We start from the raw sequence: 14,276 nt of genomic DNA, 5'->3' as shown, positions 1-14,276 counted from the left end.
CAGGGTGCGGAACCCCTGATTTGGGTGCCTAGCCAGGCAGATGGGCGGGTCGGGGGTCAGTTGTCCTGGACGTGGGTGGGGTCGAGGACGCGCTTGAGGAAGAGCTTGGTGCGCTCCTCCTGGGGGTTGCCGATGAGGTCGGCGGGGGCGCCCTGCTCGACGATCACGCCGCCGTCCATGAAGACGACGCGGTCGGCGACCTCGCGGGCGAAGGCCATCTCGTGGGTGACCACGAGCATCGTCATGCCTTCGAGGGCGAGTTTGCGCATCACGGTCAGTACGTCGCCGACGAGCTCGGGGTCGAGCGCAGACGTCGGCTCGTCGAAGAGCATCAGGGCCGGGTCCATCGAGAGCGCCCGGGCGATCGCGACGCGCTGCTGCTGGCCGCCGGAGAGCTGGGCCGGGAACGCGGTGACCTTGTCGGTCAGGCCGACCCGGTCGAGGTTGCCGCGGGCGATCCGGTCGGCGTCGGCCTGCGTGCGCTTCAGAACCGTGGTCTGGGCGACCGTGCAGTTGGTCAGCACGTTCAGGTGCGGGAACAGGTTGAACTGCTGGAACACCATGCCGATCCCGGCGCGAGCGGCGTCCAGGTGGCAGTCCGGGTCGGTGATGTCCTCCCCGCGAACGATCACCTGGCCTTCCTGCGGTACCTCGAGCAGGTTGACGCAGCGCAGCAGGGTCGACTTGCCCGAGCCGGACGGTCCGATCACGCAGACGACCTCGCCCTGCTCGACGGTGAAGTCGATACCGCGCAGGACGTGGTTGCTGCCGAAGGACTTGTGCAGGTTCTTGATCTCTACCAGTGCCATGTCAGCGGCTCTTCTCTGAGCGGGCCTCTAGCCGGCGAACCAGGATGCCGAGCGGGAGGGTGATGATCAGGTAGCAGAAGCCACAGACCACGATCGGGGTCAGGTTCGAGTAGGTGTTGGCCAGGTCGCGGCCGAAACCGGTCAGCTCGTAGCCGTCGGCCGCGACCCCGATGATGAAGACCAGCGAGGAGTCCTTGACCAGCAGGATCAGGTCGTTGGTCAGCGGCGCCAGCACGATCCGGAAGGCCTGCGGCAGCACGACCTTGCGCAGCGCGAGACCGGGTGACATGCCCAGCGAGCGGGCCGCCTCGACCTGCCCCTTCGGCACCGCCTGGATGCCGGCCCGGATCACCTCGGCCATGTACGCCGACGCCACGATCCCGAGCGCGAGCCAGACCACGCCGTACGGGTCGAGCGGGATCGTCATGCCCTCGAACGCCAGCGGCAGCAGGCTGAACGCGATGAAGACCACGATCGCCGGCAGACCGCGGAAGAACTCGATGTAGGCGGTCGCGATCCAGCGGTACGGACCGACGCTGCTGAGGCGCATCAGCGCCAGCACCGTGCCACCGGCCAGGCCGATCACGAAGGCGCCGGCGGTGTACTCGACCGTCTTGACGAGAGCCTGGAGGACGCCGTCCTGGAAGGTCGACTTGATGAACTCCGGCTTGAAGAACACCGAGCCGATCTGGCCCCAGTTGGCGCTGAACAGCGCGATCAGCAGCAGTACGACGAGGACGGCGTACTGGATCAGTCGCGAGCGCTGGGCCCGTTTGCGCGGGCTCAGCCCCTTACGGACGACGGTATCGGTCGGGGTACTCACTTCTTCGGCTCAACCCCGAACCACTTCTTGTAGATCTCGTTGTACTTGCCGTCGGACTTCGCCTTGGCCAGCAGCTCGTTGAACTTGGCGACGACCTTCGGGCCGCTGCCGTCCTTCAGCGCCGCGAAGCCGTACTGCTCACCGGTGTCGAACTCGGTCACCACGGCCAGGTCCGGGTTGTCCTTGACGAAGTCGTAGATCGCGCCGTTGTCGTTGATCGCGGCGGCCACCCGGCCGGACTTGACGTTGTTCATCTGCAGGGCGAGGTCGTTGAACGGGATCACGGTGTAGCCGTTGTCCTTGGCGTACTTGTCGGCGTAGTCCTTGCCGGTAGTGTCGCCCTGGGCACCGAGCTTCTTGCCGCGCAGGTCGGCCAGGCCCTTGATCCCGGAGTCCTTCTTGGCCAGCAGCACCTGGGTCGCGTCCATGTACGGGTCGGTGATGCTGAGCGCGGCCTTGCGCGGCTCGTTGATCGTCATCGCGCCCATGCCGACATCGCACTTCTTCGCCTTGAAGGCGGCGCCCGACGTGACCTGGGCCCACTCGATGCTGATCACGTCGACCTTCAGCCCGAGGTCGTCGGCCAGCAGCGTCAGCAGGTCGGTGTCGAAACCGACGACCTTGGTGCCGTCCTTGAACTCGAACGGCTTGTACGGCAGGTGCGTGCAGATCGTCAGGGTGCCGGACTTCACCAGCTCGATCCCGGCGGCCTTCGCCTTGTCGTCGGAGCCCCCGCTGCCCGAGCCGTTGCCGCAGGCGGCCAGCGAGAGCGCGAGGACGGCGGCGGCCGTGGCCGCCAGGGTCCGACGGTGTTTGCGGACGATGTTCATCGCAATGACTCCTCGGCAGGGGTGTGAATCCTCGAATCCTGGCACAGCAGGGAGTTCCCGGCCGGGAGTTGACGGTGATCGTTATAGGTGTGGGGCCGCTCACAGCAGACCAGTGAGCGCTGTGGTTTACTCGATCAGCACGGGTGACCCCCTGGAAACAGCGCCGTTTCGACGCATCAACGTCGGGCGCGCCCACTCTTGTTCGCACACTTCCCCGAGGGGTTCTGTCATGGTCGCCCAACCTGTTTCTCCCGTTGTCACCGATCCCGCTGCGTTCGATCCTTACGACGGTGATCCGGTCTTCGAGCTGCACCGCGGCGGCAAGATCGAGGTGACGTCCTCGGTGCACGTCACCGACGCCGCCGAGCTGTCCAAGGCCTACACGCCGGGCGTCGCCCGGGTCTGTACGGCGATCGCCGGGGACCCGTCGTTGGCCCGCCGCTACACGTGGCGCTCGAACGTGGTCGCAGTCGTCACGGATGGAACCGCCGTACTGGGGCTTGGCGACATCGGGCCGACCGCGTCGCTGCCGGTGATGGAGGGCAAGGCGCTGCTGTTCAAGGAGTTCGGTGGCGTCGACTCGGTGCCGATCGCGCTGGACTGCACCGACGTGGACGAGTTCGTCGAGACGGTCGTCCGGATGGCGCCGTCGTTCGGCGGGATCAACCTCGAGGACATCTCCGCGCCGCGCTGCTTCGAGATCGAGCGCCGGTTGAAGGAACGCCTGGACATCCCGGTCTTCCACGACGACCAGCACGGTACGGCGGTCGTCGTACTGGCCGCTCTTCGGAACGCGCTCCGGGTCACGGGCAAGGACATCTCCGCCATCCGGGTGGTCATCTCAGGAGCCGGCGCGGCCGGCGTCGCGTGTGCACGCATCCTGCTGCAGGCGGGTGTGGGTGATCTCGCAGTCGTTGATTCGAAGGGCGTGCTGCACGAGGACCGTGTGGACCTGAACCCGGTGAAGTTGTCGCTGGCGCGTGACACGAACACCGGCGGTCTGTCGGGTCGGCTCGTGGACGCGTTGGATGGCGCCGACGTGTTCATCGGTGTCTCGGGTGGGACGGTTCCCGAGGAAGCGATCGCGCGGATGGCGCCGGACGCGATGATCTTCGCGCTCGCCAACCCGAACCCCGAGGTCCACCCCGACATCGCACACCGTCATGCCGCGGTGGTCGCGACGGGTCGCTCGGACTTCCCGAACCAGATCAACAACGTGCTGGCGTTCCCCGGCATCTTCCGCGGCGCCTTCGACGCCAACGCCTCCCGTATCACCGAAGGCATGAAGCTCGCCGCCGCCGAAGCCCTGGCCGGCCTCATCTCCGAAGGCGACCTGCGCCCCGACTACATCATCCCCTCACCCTTCGACGAGCGAGTCGCCCCCGCCGTAGCCGCCGCAGTCGCCACCGCCGCCCACACCGACCACGTGGCCCGCCTCTAACCCCACCCGCCACCGAAGCCACCGTGCCCCGCCACCGAAGTCACCGTGCCCCGCCACCGAAGTCACCGTGCCAGTGTGGGGAGTCGCCCGGCGAGTGTGAGGAGCGTGTCGCCGCCAAACGTTTTCCGGCGACCCGGTGGTCACAGTCGAGGAGATGGTGGGGCGCCGGCGAGTGAAGCCGGCGTGCGGGGCGAGTGAAGGCGGTCGGCGGGGGTGCGGTTGGTGGGTGTCCTGAACGTGATCAGAGCCTAGGGTGGTTGGCATGCTTGCTGCGTACGCTGCGAAGTTCGATGCTGAGGATCCGGTGGGGGCGCTCGAGGTGGGGGAGCGGCCGGAGCCGGAGGCGCGGGACGGGTGGGTGACGATCGATGTGAAGGCGTCGGCGTTGAACCACCACGACCTGTGGTCGTTGAAGGGCGTGGGGCTGCCGGAGGCGAACCTGCCGATGATCCTCGGGTGTGACGCGGCCGGGGTGGATCCGGACGGCAATGAGGTCGTCGTGCATGCGGTGATCTCGGATCCGGGGTGGCACGGAGACGAGACGCTGGACCCGAAGCGGTCGCTGTTGAGTGAGCGGTACGACGGGACGCTCGCTGCGAAGGTATCCGTGCCGGCGCGGAACGTCGTACCGAAGCCTGCTGGGTTGAGCTTCGAGCAGGCTGCGTGTCTGCCGACCGCGTGGCTGACGGCGTACCGGATGTTGTTCACCCAGTCGGACCTGAAGCCCGGGGACACGGTGCTCGTGCAGGGTGCGGGTGGTGGGGTCGCGACCTCGCTGATCACGCTGGCGCGGGCGGCCGGGATCCGGGTCTGGGCGACCAGCCGGGACGAGGCGAAGCGGGTGAAGGCGCTGGAGATCGGCGCGCACGACGTGTTCGAGTCCGGCGCGCGGCTGCCGGAGCGGGTGGATGCGGTGATGGAGACGGTCGGGCAGGCCACCTGGTCGCACTCGATGAAGTCGCTCAAGCAAGGCGGCACGTTGGTGATCTCCGGTGCGACGAGCGGTCAGGCGCCGAAGTCGGCCGAGCTGAACCGGATCTTCTTCCTGCAGCTCAGGGTGCAGGGATCGACGATGGGGACGCGGACCGAGCTGGGCCAGTTGGTCCAGTTCATGGCCAACGCCGGGATCGAGCCGCACATCGACACCGTGCTGCCGCTGGCCGACGCGCGGGACGGGTTCGCGAAGCTCAATTCGGGTGACGTGTTCGGGAAGATCGTCTTCACTGTCTGACATGACTCCGGAGATCCGCCAGGCGACGGTCGAGGACGCCGAAGCCGCCGCCTGGTGTCACCTGCTCTGCTGGCAAGAGGCGTACGACGGTCTCGCGCCGGCCGACCTCCTGGCCCAGCGGACCGCAAAGGTGGAGCAGCGGATCGAGCGCTGGACCCAGGCGCTCGCGGAAGGGCACACCCGCTGGCTCGCGATCAATCCGGATCCTGCGGTGGAGGTGCGGGAGCGGGTGGCCGGGTTCGCGATCAGCAGGCCGGGACGGGACGAGGATTCGCCGGTGCCGTTGGAGCTGCAGGCGATCTACACCCGGCAGGCCTGGTGGGGGACCGGGCTCGGCCGGCGGTTGCTGGAGGTTGCCGTCGGCAAGGATCCGGCGTACCTGTGGGTGTTCGAGAACAACGAGCGGGCGCTCGGGTTCTACGCACGGCACGGCTTCGTGGCCGACGGTGAGCGGTTGCACGACGACTTCTTCGACCTCTGGGAGATCCGCCTCGTCCGGACATGACGTTTCATGCCGGAAACATTCGCGTCGCACCGAGGCAACGCACGTGACGCACGCTGGTCCTACCGCCGGGAAACCCCCAGCGGATTCGATCCGCCCGATCGATGAGGAGCAGGAGTGCCCATGAGGCCGCTTTTGACGGTGATCGTCGACCCCGCCGACAACTGGATGAGCCGCGCCGCGTGCGTCGGCCAGGCCCCGTCGTACGACGAGAGCGCCAGCCAGTGGGAGCAGCGCAAGGCGCAGGCGATCTGCCTGACCTCCTGCCCGGTGCTCGAGGAGTGCCGCGAATGGGCCCGCCGGACCAAGTTCACCGGCACTGCCGCCGGCGAGAAGTTCCTCTCCGGCCGCCGTCGCGGCCGCCCCGGCCCCCAGGAACGCCGCACCCGCATCCCCGTAGTAGCCGAACAGCAAGCCAGCTGACCCCGCTGGCCCCCCGCCCGCACCCCACCCGGTGGTGCGGGCGGACCCCATTTGGTGGGTGGACCCACCAAATGGGAGGTTCTCGCCCCGTAATTCGGTGGGGGAACCCTCAATGCGGGTGGTGCACCCACCAAATGAGGGTGGGCGTGGGAGTTAGGCGTCGACGAGCTCGCGGTCGTCGCGGGTGGGGGCTTCGGCCTTGCGGAAGGGGGCTTGGAGGGTGGCGGCTAGGTGGTGGCGGTTGCGGATGACGGCGATGATCGCGAGGACCAGGTAGAGGGCGCTCAGGATGTAGCGGCCGGTCTGACCCGGTACGGCGAACTGGACCGCGAACAGGCCGAGTAGGGTCCACGCGGCCCAGCGGGGGAAGCGCAGGCTCAGGAGGATCGCGATCCCGAGCAGCGTCTGGGTGGCGGTGAGCAGGAACTCCTCGATCTGCCGGCCGTCGAGGTGCAGGGCGGCCGGGCCGCCGCCGATGCCGTAGGCGATCGGGAGGCTGCCGATCAGCAGGGTCCACTGGTTCACCTTGGCCGAGATCAGCAGGCCGAGCGCCGCGGCGCCCTTGCCGCGCCAGGCGAACAGGATCGCGACGATGAACTCCGGCGCCTCGGACGCCAGCGGCGCCAGCCACTGGACGAGCAGGAACTGGTCGATCCCCAGCGCCTGACCGCCCTGGACGAGCGAGTCGGCGAACGGTTCGGCGGACGCCAGGATCACCACGGCCGCGACAACGAACATGCTGATCACCGCGATCCGGCGCTGCACGGTCGGCAGTCCGCCGATCCGCGCGGCCGGGCCGATCAGGTCCGGCTCCTCGTCGTGTCCGGAGACGGCGGCGCGGTACAGATAAAAGGCGAAGAACGCGAGCAGCGCGATCCCGAGCGCCAGGTGGATCTCCCCGGTGACCGGGATCACGAACGCGACCACACCGGCGATCGCCAGGAAGCCGAGTTCGCGACGGTACCCCGACTCGAGAACGAGCTCCTTCACGGTTCGCCCGCTGCGCCGGGAGGCGACGTACAGGCTGATCAGTACGACGCTCGACCAGCCGAGGCCGAGGAGCAACCGGTTCGACCCGGTCATGTTGGCGGCGGCGTACTGCACGTAGTCGGGGTTGGAGCCGGCGGTGTGCGCGAAGTAGAGGTCCACCGCGTACTCCGGGAGGACGGCGATCACCGCGAGCAGCGCGATCGCCAGGCCGCCGGAGATATCCACCTCAGCGGCCTCGGCCGCCCAGGCGAGCACGAACGACGCGGCGACCACCGCGAGCCCGAAGACCAGCATCGAGACGAGGGCCGGCGGGTGGATGCCGGCCAGCCGCAGCGTGACGGCGGGAACCGCCACCAGCAGCAGCATCAGCACTGGGCGAAGCGCTCTGACCATGGTTCCAGCCTGCCACCGTTTTGATACTTTCGCAATTGCGAAAGTGTGAGACCGTCCTCACCACGGCCCGGCGGGCTACTGCACGGCCCGTTCAGCGGTCACAATGACTGCGCGATGACGACGTATCCCGAACCCACGAAGGCCCAGCTGGAATCCGCCGCCGGTACCTTCGCAATGCTGTCCGCCCCCGTGCGGCTGCATCTGGTTGCCCTGGCCGCCCAAGGCGAGTACGACGTCGGCACCCTGGCCGACCGCGTCGGCGTCAGTATCGCCACCGCCAGCCAGCACCTCGGCAAACTCCGCCTGGCCGGCATCATCACCGCCCGCCGCGAAGGCCGTCGGCACATCTACACCGTCGACGACCCGCACGTCCTCAACCTCGTCGACCAGATCTTCGAGCACATCGCCCCGGACGGCTCGCTGGCCCCCGACCCACCCCGCCGTACCAGGCCTCCGCACACCGACTAGAGCACGTGGCGCAGGTAGCGCGCGGGCTCCTGGAGGTAAGCCTTCCAGTTCTGGACGAGCTGGAGGTCCTCCCAGCCGGTACGGCGGATGCCCCACTCGCCGACCTCGAGGATGGTGGCGTCGGGGAGGGCTGCGATGACGGGGGAGTGGGTTGCGCAGAGGACCTGAGCGCCGCCGGCGGCGAGTTCGGCAAGGACGCCCACCAGGGCGAGGCTGCTGGAGAACGAGAGAGCGGACTCTGGTTCGTCGAGGCAGTAGAGGCCGGGGCTGTTGAAGCGGCTGCGGAGGATCTCCAGGAAGCCTTCGCCGTGGCTGAGCTCGTGGAAGTTCGGATCGCCGGAAGCGCCGGGGTTCTGTTCGAGGTAGGTGTAGAAGCCGTGCATGGTTTCGGCGCGCAGGAAGAAGCCCCAGCGTGGTGCGCCCGCGCCACGGGTGAGCTGCAGCTGACCGGACAGGGGTGACTCGGTTGCCCGGGTGGTGAGGCGGGCATTGGTTGAGCCGCCCTCGGGAGACATGCCGAACGCGATCGCGATCGCCTCGACCAGGGTGGACTTGCCGGCGCCGTTCTCGCCGACCAGGAACGTGACGCCGGGATCGAGGTCCAGGCCGTCGGTCAGCACCTGCCGTACGGCGGGAATCGTGTGCGGCCAGGAGCCGGACAGCGAAACGCCCTCCGCCGCGGCCACCCGGCGTACCGGGTGCGTGGCGAAGGGCATCTGCTCAGGCTAGCTCAGTCGTCTTCGTCGTCGAGGCGGGCGAGCCAGGTGGCGAAGCGTTCCATCGGGGTCTCGAACTCGGGGTTCAGGTCGACGAACTCACGCAGCCGCTCGGCCACCCAGGCCAGCGAGACGTCTTCCTCGCCTCGCCGGCCCTCGAGCTCCTCGATCCCTCGGTCGGTGAAGTACACGTCAGCTGAAGGCCTGCTTCAGCAGCGTCTGCTGCTCCGCCGTGTGCGCACCCATCGAGCCGACCGAGGTCGCCGACATGGCCGGCCGGGAGACCCGGTAGAACGGCTTGCCGCCGAGGTGCTCGGTCAGGTTCAGCGCCATGAACGGCCACGGGCCCTGGTTCGCGGGCTCGTCCTGGACCCAGCGGATCTCGGTGGCGTTCGGGTACTTGGCCAGCTCGGCGACGATCTCCTCGGCGGGCAGCGGGTAGAGCTGCTCGATCCGGACGAGCGCCGTACCGATCTTGTCCGGCTCGATCTTCTTGCGCTCGGCGAGCAGGTCGTAGGAGATCCGGCCCGACGAGAGGATGACCCGCTCGACGGTGTTCGCGGTCGCCTCGGCCTCGGCGTCGCCGAGGACCGGCCGGAAGGTGCCGTGGGTGAGCTCCTCCGGCTGCGACACCGCCTCCTTGCGCCGCAGCAGCTGCTTCGGCGTGAAGACGATCATCGGGTTGTGCTCCTCGCCGAGCGTGTGCCGGCGCAGGAGGTGGAAGTACGACGCCGGCGTGGACGGCTGGGCCACCGTCATCGCGTTCTCGGCGCACAGCGCGAGGAACCGCTCGATCCGGGCGGACGAGTGGTCCGGGCCCTGGCCCTCGTAGCCGTGCGGCAGCAGCAGCACGACACCCGACTTCTGGCCCCACTTCGCCTCACCGGCCGAGATGTACTCGTCGATGATCGACTGGGCGCCGTTCACGAAGTCACCGAACTGCGCTTCCCACAGCGTCAGCGCCTCCGGCCGCGCCACCGAGTAGCCGTACTCGAAGCCGAGCGCGGCGTACTCGCTGAGCAGCGAGTCGTAGACGTGGAAGTTCGCCTGGTTCTCGTCCAGGTTCTGCAGCGGGACGTAGTCCTGCCCGTTGACCCGGTCGATGACCGCGGCGAACCGCTGGACGAACGTGCCGCGGCGGCTGTCCTGACCGGCGAGCCGGACCGGACGACCGGCGAGCAGCAGCGAACCCAGTGCGGTCATCTCCGCCGAGGCCCAGTCGATCGGGCCCTGCGTGATGGCCGCGGCCCGGCGCTGCAGCTGCGGCAGCACCTTCGGGTGCACGGTGAAGCCCTCCGGCAGCGTGGTGTGCGCGTCGGCGATCTTCTTCAGCACCTCGGGCGTGGTCGCGGTCGCGTCCGGGCCCTCCGGCTTGTCCGGGTAGACCGGGACGGTCACGTACGGCGCCGGGGTGTCCGGCTGGCTCTTCGCCTCGCGGACCTCGGTGAAGACCCGCTCGAGGCGCTGCTGGAAGTCCCGCATCGCCTGCTCGGCCTCTTCGACCGTGATGTCGCCACGGCCGATCAGGGCCTCGGTGTAGAGCTTGCGGACCGAACGCTTCTGCTCGATCAGGTCGTACATCAGCGGCTGGGTGAACGACGGGTCGTCACCCTCGTTGTGACCGCGCCGGCGGTAGCAGACCAGGTCGATGACGACGTCCTTATTGAACGCCTGGCGGTACTCGAAGGCCAGGTCGGCGACCCGGACACAGGCCTCGGGGTCGTCGCCGTTCACGTGGAAGATCGGGGCCTGGACCATCCGCGCGACGTCGGTGCAGTACATCGACGAGCGCGACGAGGCCGGCGAGGTGGTGAAGCCGACCTGGTTGTTGACGATCACGTGCACGGTGCCACCGGTGCGGTAACCGCGCAGCTGGGACAGGTTCAGCGTCTCCGCCACCACGCCCTGACCGGCGAAGGCCGCGTCACCGTGGACCAGGACCGGCAGCACCGGGAACGCGGCGCCGCGGTCGAGGATGTCCTGCTTGGCCCGGACGATGCCCTCGAGCACCGGGTCGACGGTCTCCAGGTGCGACGGGTTGGCCGCCACCGACACCTTGATCTTGTCGCCGAACTCGGAGACGAACTCGCCCTCGGCGCCCAGGTGGTACTTGACGTCGCCGGAGCCCTGCACGGTCCGCGGGTCGATGTTGCCGTCGAACTCCCGGAAGATCTGCCCGTAGGACTTGCCGACGATGTTGGCCAGCACGTTCAGCCGGCCGCGGTGCGCCATCCCGATCACGACCTCGTCCAGACCGGCGCCGGCCGCCTCCTCGCAGAGCTCGTCGAGCAGCGGGATGGTGGTCTCGCCACCCTCGAGCGAGAAGCGCTTCTGGCCGACGTACTTGGTCTGCAGGAAGGTCTCGAAGGCCTCGGCCTCGTTCAGCTTGGCCAGGATCCGGAGCTGCTCCTCGCGCGGCGGCTTGGTGTGCGGCCGCTCGATCCGCTCCTGCAGCCACTTGCGCTGCTCGGGGTCCTGGATGTGCATGTACTCGATACCGGTGGTCCGGCAGTAGGAGTCGCGCAGGATGCCGAGGATCTCGCGCAGCTTCATGAACCGCCGGTCGCCGCCGAACGAGCCGGTGGCGAACTCGCGGTCCAGGTCCCACAGCGTCAGGCCGTGGGTGGCCACGTCGAGGTCGGGGTGGCTGCGCTGCTTGTACTCCAGCGGGTCGGTGTCGGCCATGATGTGACCGCGCACCCGGAAGGCGTGGATCAGCTCCAGGATCCGGGCCTGCTTGCTGATGTCCTCCTCGTGGCTGTGCGGGAGGTCGGCGGCCCAGCGGATCGGCTCGTAGGGGATCCGCAGGCTCTGGAAGATCTCGTCGTAGAAACCCTCCTGGCCGAGCAGCAGCTGGTGGATCCGGCGCAGGAACTCACCCGACTGGGCGCCCTGGATGATCCGGTGGTCGTAGGTCGAGGTCAGCGTCATGACCTTGGAGACGGCCAGCTTGGCCATCGTCTCCTCGGCCGCCCCCTGGTACTCGGTCGGGTACTCCATCGCGCCGACGCCGATGATGCAGCCCTGGCCGGTCATCAGCCGCGGCACCGAGTGCTGGGTGCCGATGGTGCCCGGGTTGGTCAGGCTGATCGTGGTGCCCTGGAAGTCCGGCAGCGCGAGCTTGTTGTCGCGGGCCCGGCGGACGACGTCCTCGTAGGCCATCCAGAAGTCCGCGAACGTCATGTCCTCGGTCGCCTTGATGGAGGGCACCAGCAGCTGCCGGGTGCCGTCCGGCTTGGCCATGTCGATGGCCAGACCCAGGTTGATGTGGGCCGGCTGGACGTAGGTCGGCTTGCCGTCGGTCTCGTCGTACGACGCGTTCATCTCGGGCAGCGTCTTGAGCGCCTTCACCAGCGCCCACCCGATCAGGTGGGTGAAGGAGATCTTGCCGCCACGGGCGCGCTTGAGGTGGTTGTTGATGACGATGCGGTTGTCGATCAGCAGCTTGACCGGCACCTGGCGGACGCTGGTCGCAGTGGGGACCGTGAGGCTGGTCTCCATGTTCTGCGCGGTCCGCGCGGGCGCGCCGCGGAGGATCTTCCGCTCGGCGTCCGTGCTGGTGGCGGGCGCGGGCTTGGCCTGCGCCTTCGGCGGCTGGTTCACCGTTCCTCCGGTGGGGGCGGCAGACGCGGCCTGGGCCGGCGCGGGCTGCGTGGCGGGCTTGGCGACCGGCGCGGACGCCTGGGCGGCGGCCACGGCGGGCTGGTTCGAGGCGGGCACGGACGGCGCACTGCCGCGGCTCGGGGCCTCGGGCGTCTTGTTGTCCGACACCGCGTCCGGCCTGGGGGCGTCGGCCGGGGCAGTCGTCACCGGCTTCGCGTCAGCCTCAGGCGTGTACGTCTTGAAACTGTCACTCTCGAAGTAGGCCAACCACGCCGGATCCACCGAGTTCGGGTCCTGCAGGTACTTCTCGTACAGCTCGTCGACCAGCCATTCGTTCGCACCGAAGGCTGCAAGGGGATTTGAGTCTGATGGCTCGGTGGCCACTGGGCAGTTCGCCTCTTCCGATCTCGGGTCAGGTACCGCGGGTTATGACTGGCGCAGTGATGGGTTGGTTCCCGAGGCAAGGCTAATAGCACGGCGGTGACTTCCACAGCCCGGGATCACCGGACCAGTGTGCCAAGTGGTCGGGACCCGGCGATGCATTCCCCCGAAGTCTGAAACACCGTGCTGGCAGGTGTTTCAGCGGGGTCGTCACTCCGGTTGGTCTGGACGGCCGGGGTGGACCTGTGATCAACTGCCGGACTCGTTGTACAGGTGGGATTCCGGCCGCCCGGACGGTCACTTCGGGTGACGCCGCCGAGCGTGAATGGCCACTGTATGCAACCGCCCTGGTGCCGTGGGTGAAGTGTGAACAATTGTGAAGATGTGGTGAAGCTCACCCTCCGGATCAGTCCAATCGCTACCTATTGGCCTTCCGCCGGACCAGCTTGAGCCCCGACCAGATCGCGTCGATCGCGCACACCTTCACGTCCACGATCCCCAGCGGCAGCGCGAGTTCGCGGATCCCGTTCTCGTCCAGATCGGTCGGTACGCCGGACGATCGCTTCGGCCACGCGATCCAGATCATCCCCGCGGTCTCGGTCCGCGCCAGCAGCACCGGCAGCCGCCGTACCAGCCGGGCCCGGTCCGGGCAGAACATCAGCACCACCGGATACGGCGTCCGCCCGGGTCGCCGGATCACCGTCGTACCGGCGTGGAGTCCGTCGATCGCGAACCCGTCCGGAGCGTTGTCGACCAGGACCGTGTGCTCGGGCTTGATCCCCAGCTTCGCGGCCAGCGGCTTGCCGGAGTACCCAGGAGTGCTCATAGCGGCATACTGACGCAATGGCGCTGACGGATGAGGCGATCGTCAAGATCAAAGGGATGATCACCTCGGGGGAGCTGGGGCCGGGGGACCGGTTGCCGAAAGAGGCGGATCTGGCCGCGCGGCTGGGGTTGTCGAGGAACTCGCTGCGGGAGGCGGTCAAGGCGCTGACGCTGGTGAACGTGCTCGACGTCCGGCACGGCGACGGTACCTATGTGACCAGTCTGGATTCGGCGCACCTGCTCGATGCCCTGAGCTTCATGGTCGACCTGCATCGCGACGACTCGGTGCTGCAGTTCTTCGAGGTACGGCGCTTGCTGGAGCCCGGCGTGGCTGCGTTGGCGGCGGCGCGGATCGGGGCCGAGCAGTTGTCGGCGCTGCGGCAACTGTGTGCCGACCTGCCGCCGGATGCGGGAGTCGAGGAGCTGGTCGCGAACGACCTGCGCTTCCATCGCGGTATCGCCGAAGCGACCGGTAACCAGGTCGTCTGCTCGCTGCTCGACGGGATCTCGGGAGCGACCCAGCGGGCCCGGATCTGGCGTGGCGTCACCCAGGCCGGCGCCGTCGAACGCACCCTCGCCGAGCACAGCGCGATCCTCGACGCGATCGAGCTCGGCGACGCCGAGGCTGCCCGGGCCTGGATGACCGCCCACATCGCCGGCGTCGAGACCTGGCTCCGCCAAGCCCCGTAAATCCGTTTGATCGGTGCTCGAGGTGGGTCGTAAGCTTTGTGGTGTCACATTCCCGATGACAGGGGTGCAGGTTGCGCATCTGAGGTCTTTCTTCTGCAGTAGCTGACCGCTGCCCGGCTCTCGGGATGGTGCGGTCTCCGTGAAGACCTCT

At 68.2% G+C, this 14,276-nt stretch carries 14 protein-coding genes; 6 read left to right on the top strand and 8 right to left on the bottom strand.

Translation table 11 applies throughout. The features are described from left to right. Positions 1 to 56 precede the first annotated feature (56 nt). Genes ACIA49_RS16310 through ACIA49_RS16300 form a run of 3 tightly spaced genes read right to left on the bottom strand, consistent with a single transcriptional unit; the run spans position 57 to position 2,462 of the window. Positions 57 to 809, bottom strand: coding sequence for an amino acid ABC transporter ATP-binding protein (locus tag ACIA49_RS16310; protein WP_396377971.1), 753 nt, complete (start codon positions 807 to 809; stop codon positions 57 to 59). A 1-nt stretch (position 810) separates the two neighbouring features. Next, on the bottom strand, positions 811 to 1,632 hold the full coding sequence (locus ACIA49_RS16305) for an amino acid ABC transporter permease (RefSeq protein ID WP_396377970.1): 822 nt from the start codon (positions 1,630 to 1,632) through the stop codon (positions 811 to 813). Next, complete coding sequence (locus tag ACIA49_RS16300) at positions 1,629 to 2,462, bottom strand: transporter substrate-binding domain-containing protein (RefSeq protein WP_396377969.1); 834 nt, start codon at positions 2,460 to 2,462, stop codon at positions 1,629 to 1,631. Before ACIA49_RS16300 ends, ACIA49_RS16305 begins: the two co-directional genes overlap by 4 nt. 229 nt (positions 2,463 to 2,691) lie before the next feature. Between ACIA49_RS16300 and ACIA49_RS16295 the strand changes: the two genes are divergently transcribed. The 4 genes from ACIA49_RS16295 to ACIA49_RS16280 all read left to right on the top strand — a co-directional run bounded on the left by ACIA49_RS16295 (position 2,692) and on the right by ACIA49_RS16280 (position 6,059). Then, positions 2,692 to 3,903 (top strand): NADP-dependent malic enzyme, encoded by a 1,212-nt coding sequence (locus ACIA49_RS16295; protein WP_396377968.1) that lies wholly within the window; start codon positions 2,692 to 2,694, stop codon positions 3,901 to 3,903. Positions 3,904 to 4,165: 262 nt separating this feature from the next. Next, on the top strand, positions 4,166 to 5,134 hold the full coding sequence (locus tag ACIA49_RS16290) for a zinc-binding dehydrogenase (RefSeq protein ID WP_396377967.1): 969 nt from the start codon (positions 4,166 to 4,168) through the stop codon (positions 5,132 to 5,134). 1 nt (position 5,135) lies between these two features. Next, positions 5,136 to 5,639, top strand: a complete 504-nt coding sequence (locus tag ACIA49_RS16285) for a GNAT family N-acetyltransferase (protein WP_396377966.1) — start codon at positions 5,136 to 5,138, stop codon at positions 5,637 to 5,639. Between the two features lie 120 nt (positions 5,640 to 5,759). Further along, positions 5,760 to 6,059, top strand: a complete 300-nt coding sequence (locus ACIA49_RS16280) for a WhiB family transcriptional regulator (RefSeq protein WP_396377965.1) — start codon at positions 5,760 to 5,762, stop codon at positions 6,057 to 6,059. A 153-nt stretch (positions 6,060 to 6,212) separates the two neighbouring features. Here the strand turns inward: ACIA49_RS16280 and ACIA49_RS16275 are convergent, their stop codons facing one another. Continuing rightward, complete coding sequence (locus tag ACIA49_RS16275) at positions 6,213 to 7,442, bottom strand: sodium:proton exchanger (RefSeq protein WP_396377964.1); 1,230 nt, start codon at positions 7,440 to 7,442, stop codon at positions 6,213 to 6,215. A gap of 114 nt (positions 7,443 to 7,556) precedes the next feature. Here ACIA49_RS16275 and ACIA49_RS16270 point away from each other — a divergent pair, with 114 nt between their 5' ends. Continuing rightward, positions 7,557 to 7,910, top strand: coding sequence for an ArsR/SmtB family transcription factor (locus ACIA49_RS16270; protein ID WP_391547185.1), 354 nt, complete (start codon positions 7,557 to 7,559; stop codon positions 7,908 to 7,910). Here ACIA49_RS16270 and ACIA49_RS16265 read toward each other — a convergent pair. The 4 genes from ACIA49_RS16265 to ACIA49_RS16250 form a co-directional block, all read right to left on the bottom strand. Beyond that, positions 7,907 to 8,626 (bottom strand): AAA family ATPase, encoded by a 720-nt coding sequence (locus ACIA49_RS16265; protein ID WP_396377963.1) that lies wholly within the window; start codon positions 8,624 to 8,626, stop codon positions 7,907 to 7,909. The genes ACIA49_RS16270 and ACIA49_RS16265 overlap by 4 nt on opposite strands. A 14-nt stretch (positions 8,627 to 8,640) precedes the next feature. Beyond that, entirely contained in the window at positions 8,641 to 8,817 is a 177-nt protein-coding gene (locus ACIA49_RS16260; RefSeq protein ID WP_171676625.1) for a DUF6104 family protein, read from the bottom strand. A gap of 1 nt (position 8,818) precedes the next feature. Beyond that, on the bottom strand, positions 8,819 to 12,613 hold the full coding sequence (locus ACIA49_RS16255) for a multifunctional oxoglutarate decarboxylase/oxoglutarate dehydrogenase thiamine pyrophosphate-binding subunit/dihydrolipoyllysine-residue succinyltransferase subunit (RefSeq protein WP_396377962.1): 3,795 nt from the start codon (positions 12,611 to 12,613) through the stop codon (positions 8,819 to 8,821). 415 nt (positions 12,614 to 13,028) lie between these two features. Next, positions 13,029 to 13,436 carry a DUF3052 domain-containing protein gene (locus ACIA49_RS16250; protein WP_396377961.1) on the bottom strand — a complete coding sequence of 136 codons (408 nt, stop codon included), beginning with the start codon at positions 13,434 to 13,436 and terminating at the stop codon, positions 13,029 to 13,031. 17 nt (positions 13,437 to 13,453) lie between these two features. Between ACIA49_RS16250 and ACIA49_RS16245 the strand changes: the two genes are divergently transcribed. Further along, positions 13,454 to 14,125, top strand: coding sequence for a FadR/GntR family transcriptional regulator (locus ACIA49_RS16245; RefSeq protein ID WP_396377960.1), 672 nt, complete (start codon positions 13,454 to 13,456; stop codon positions 14,123 to 14,125). Positions 14,126 to 14,276 lie beyond the last annotated feature (151 nt).

It is taken from the genome of Kribbella sp. NPDC051587 (genome assembly GCF_044453945.1).
Taxonomy (GTDB): domain Bacteria; phylum Actinomycetota; class Actinomycetes; order Propionibacteriales; family Kribbellaceae; genus Kribbella.
This window is presented reverse-complemented; position numbering and strand designations above follow the sequence as displayed.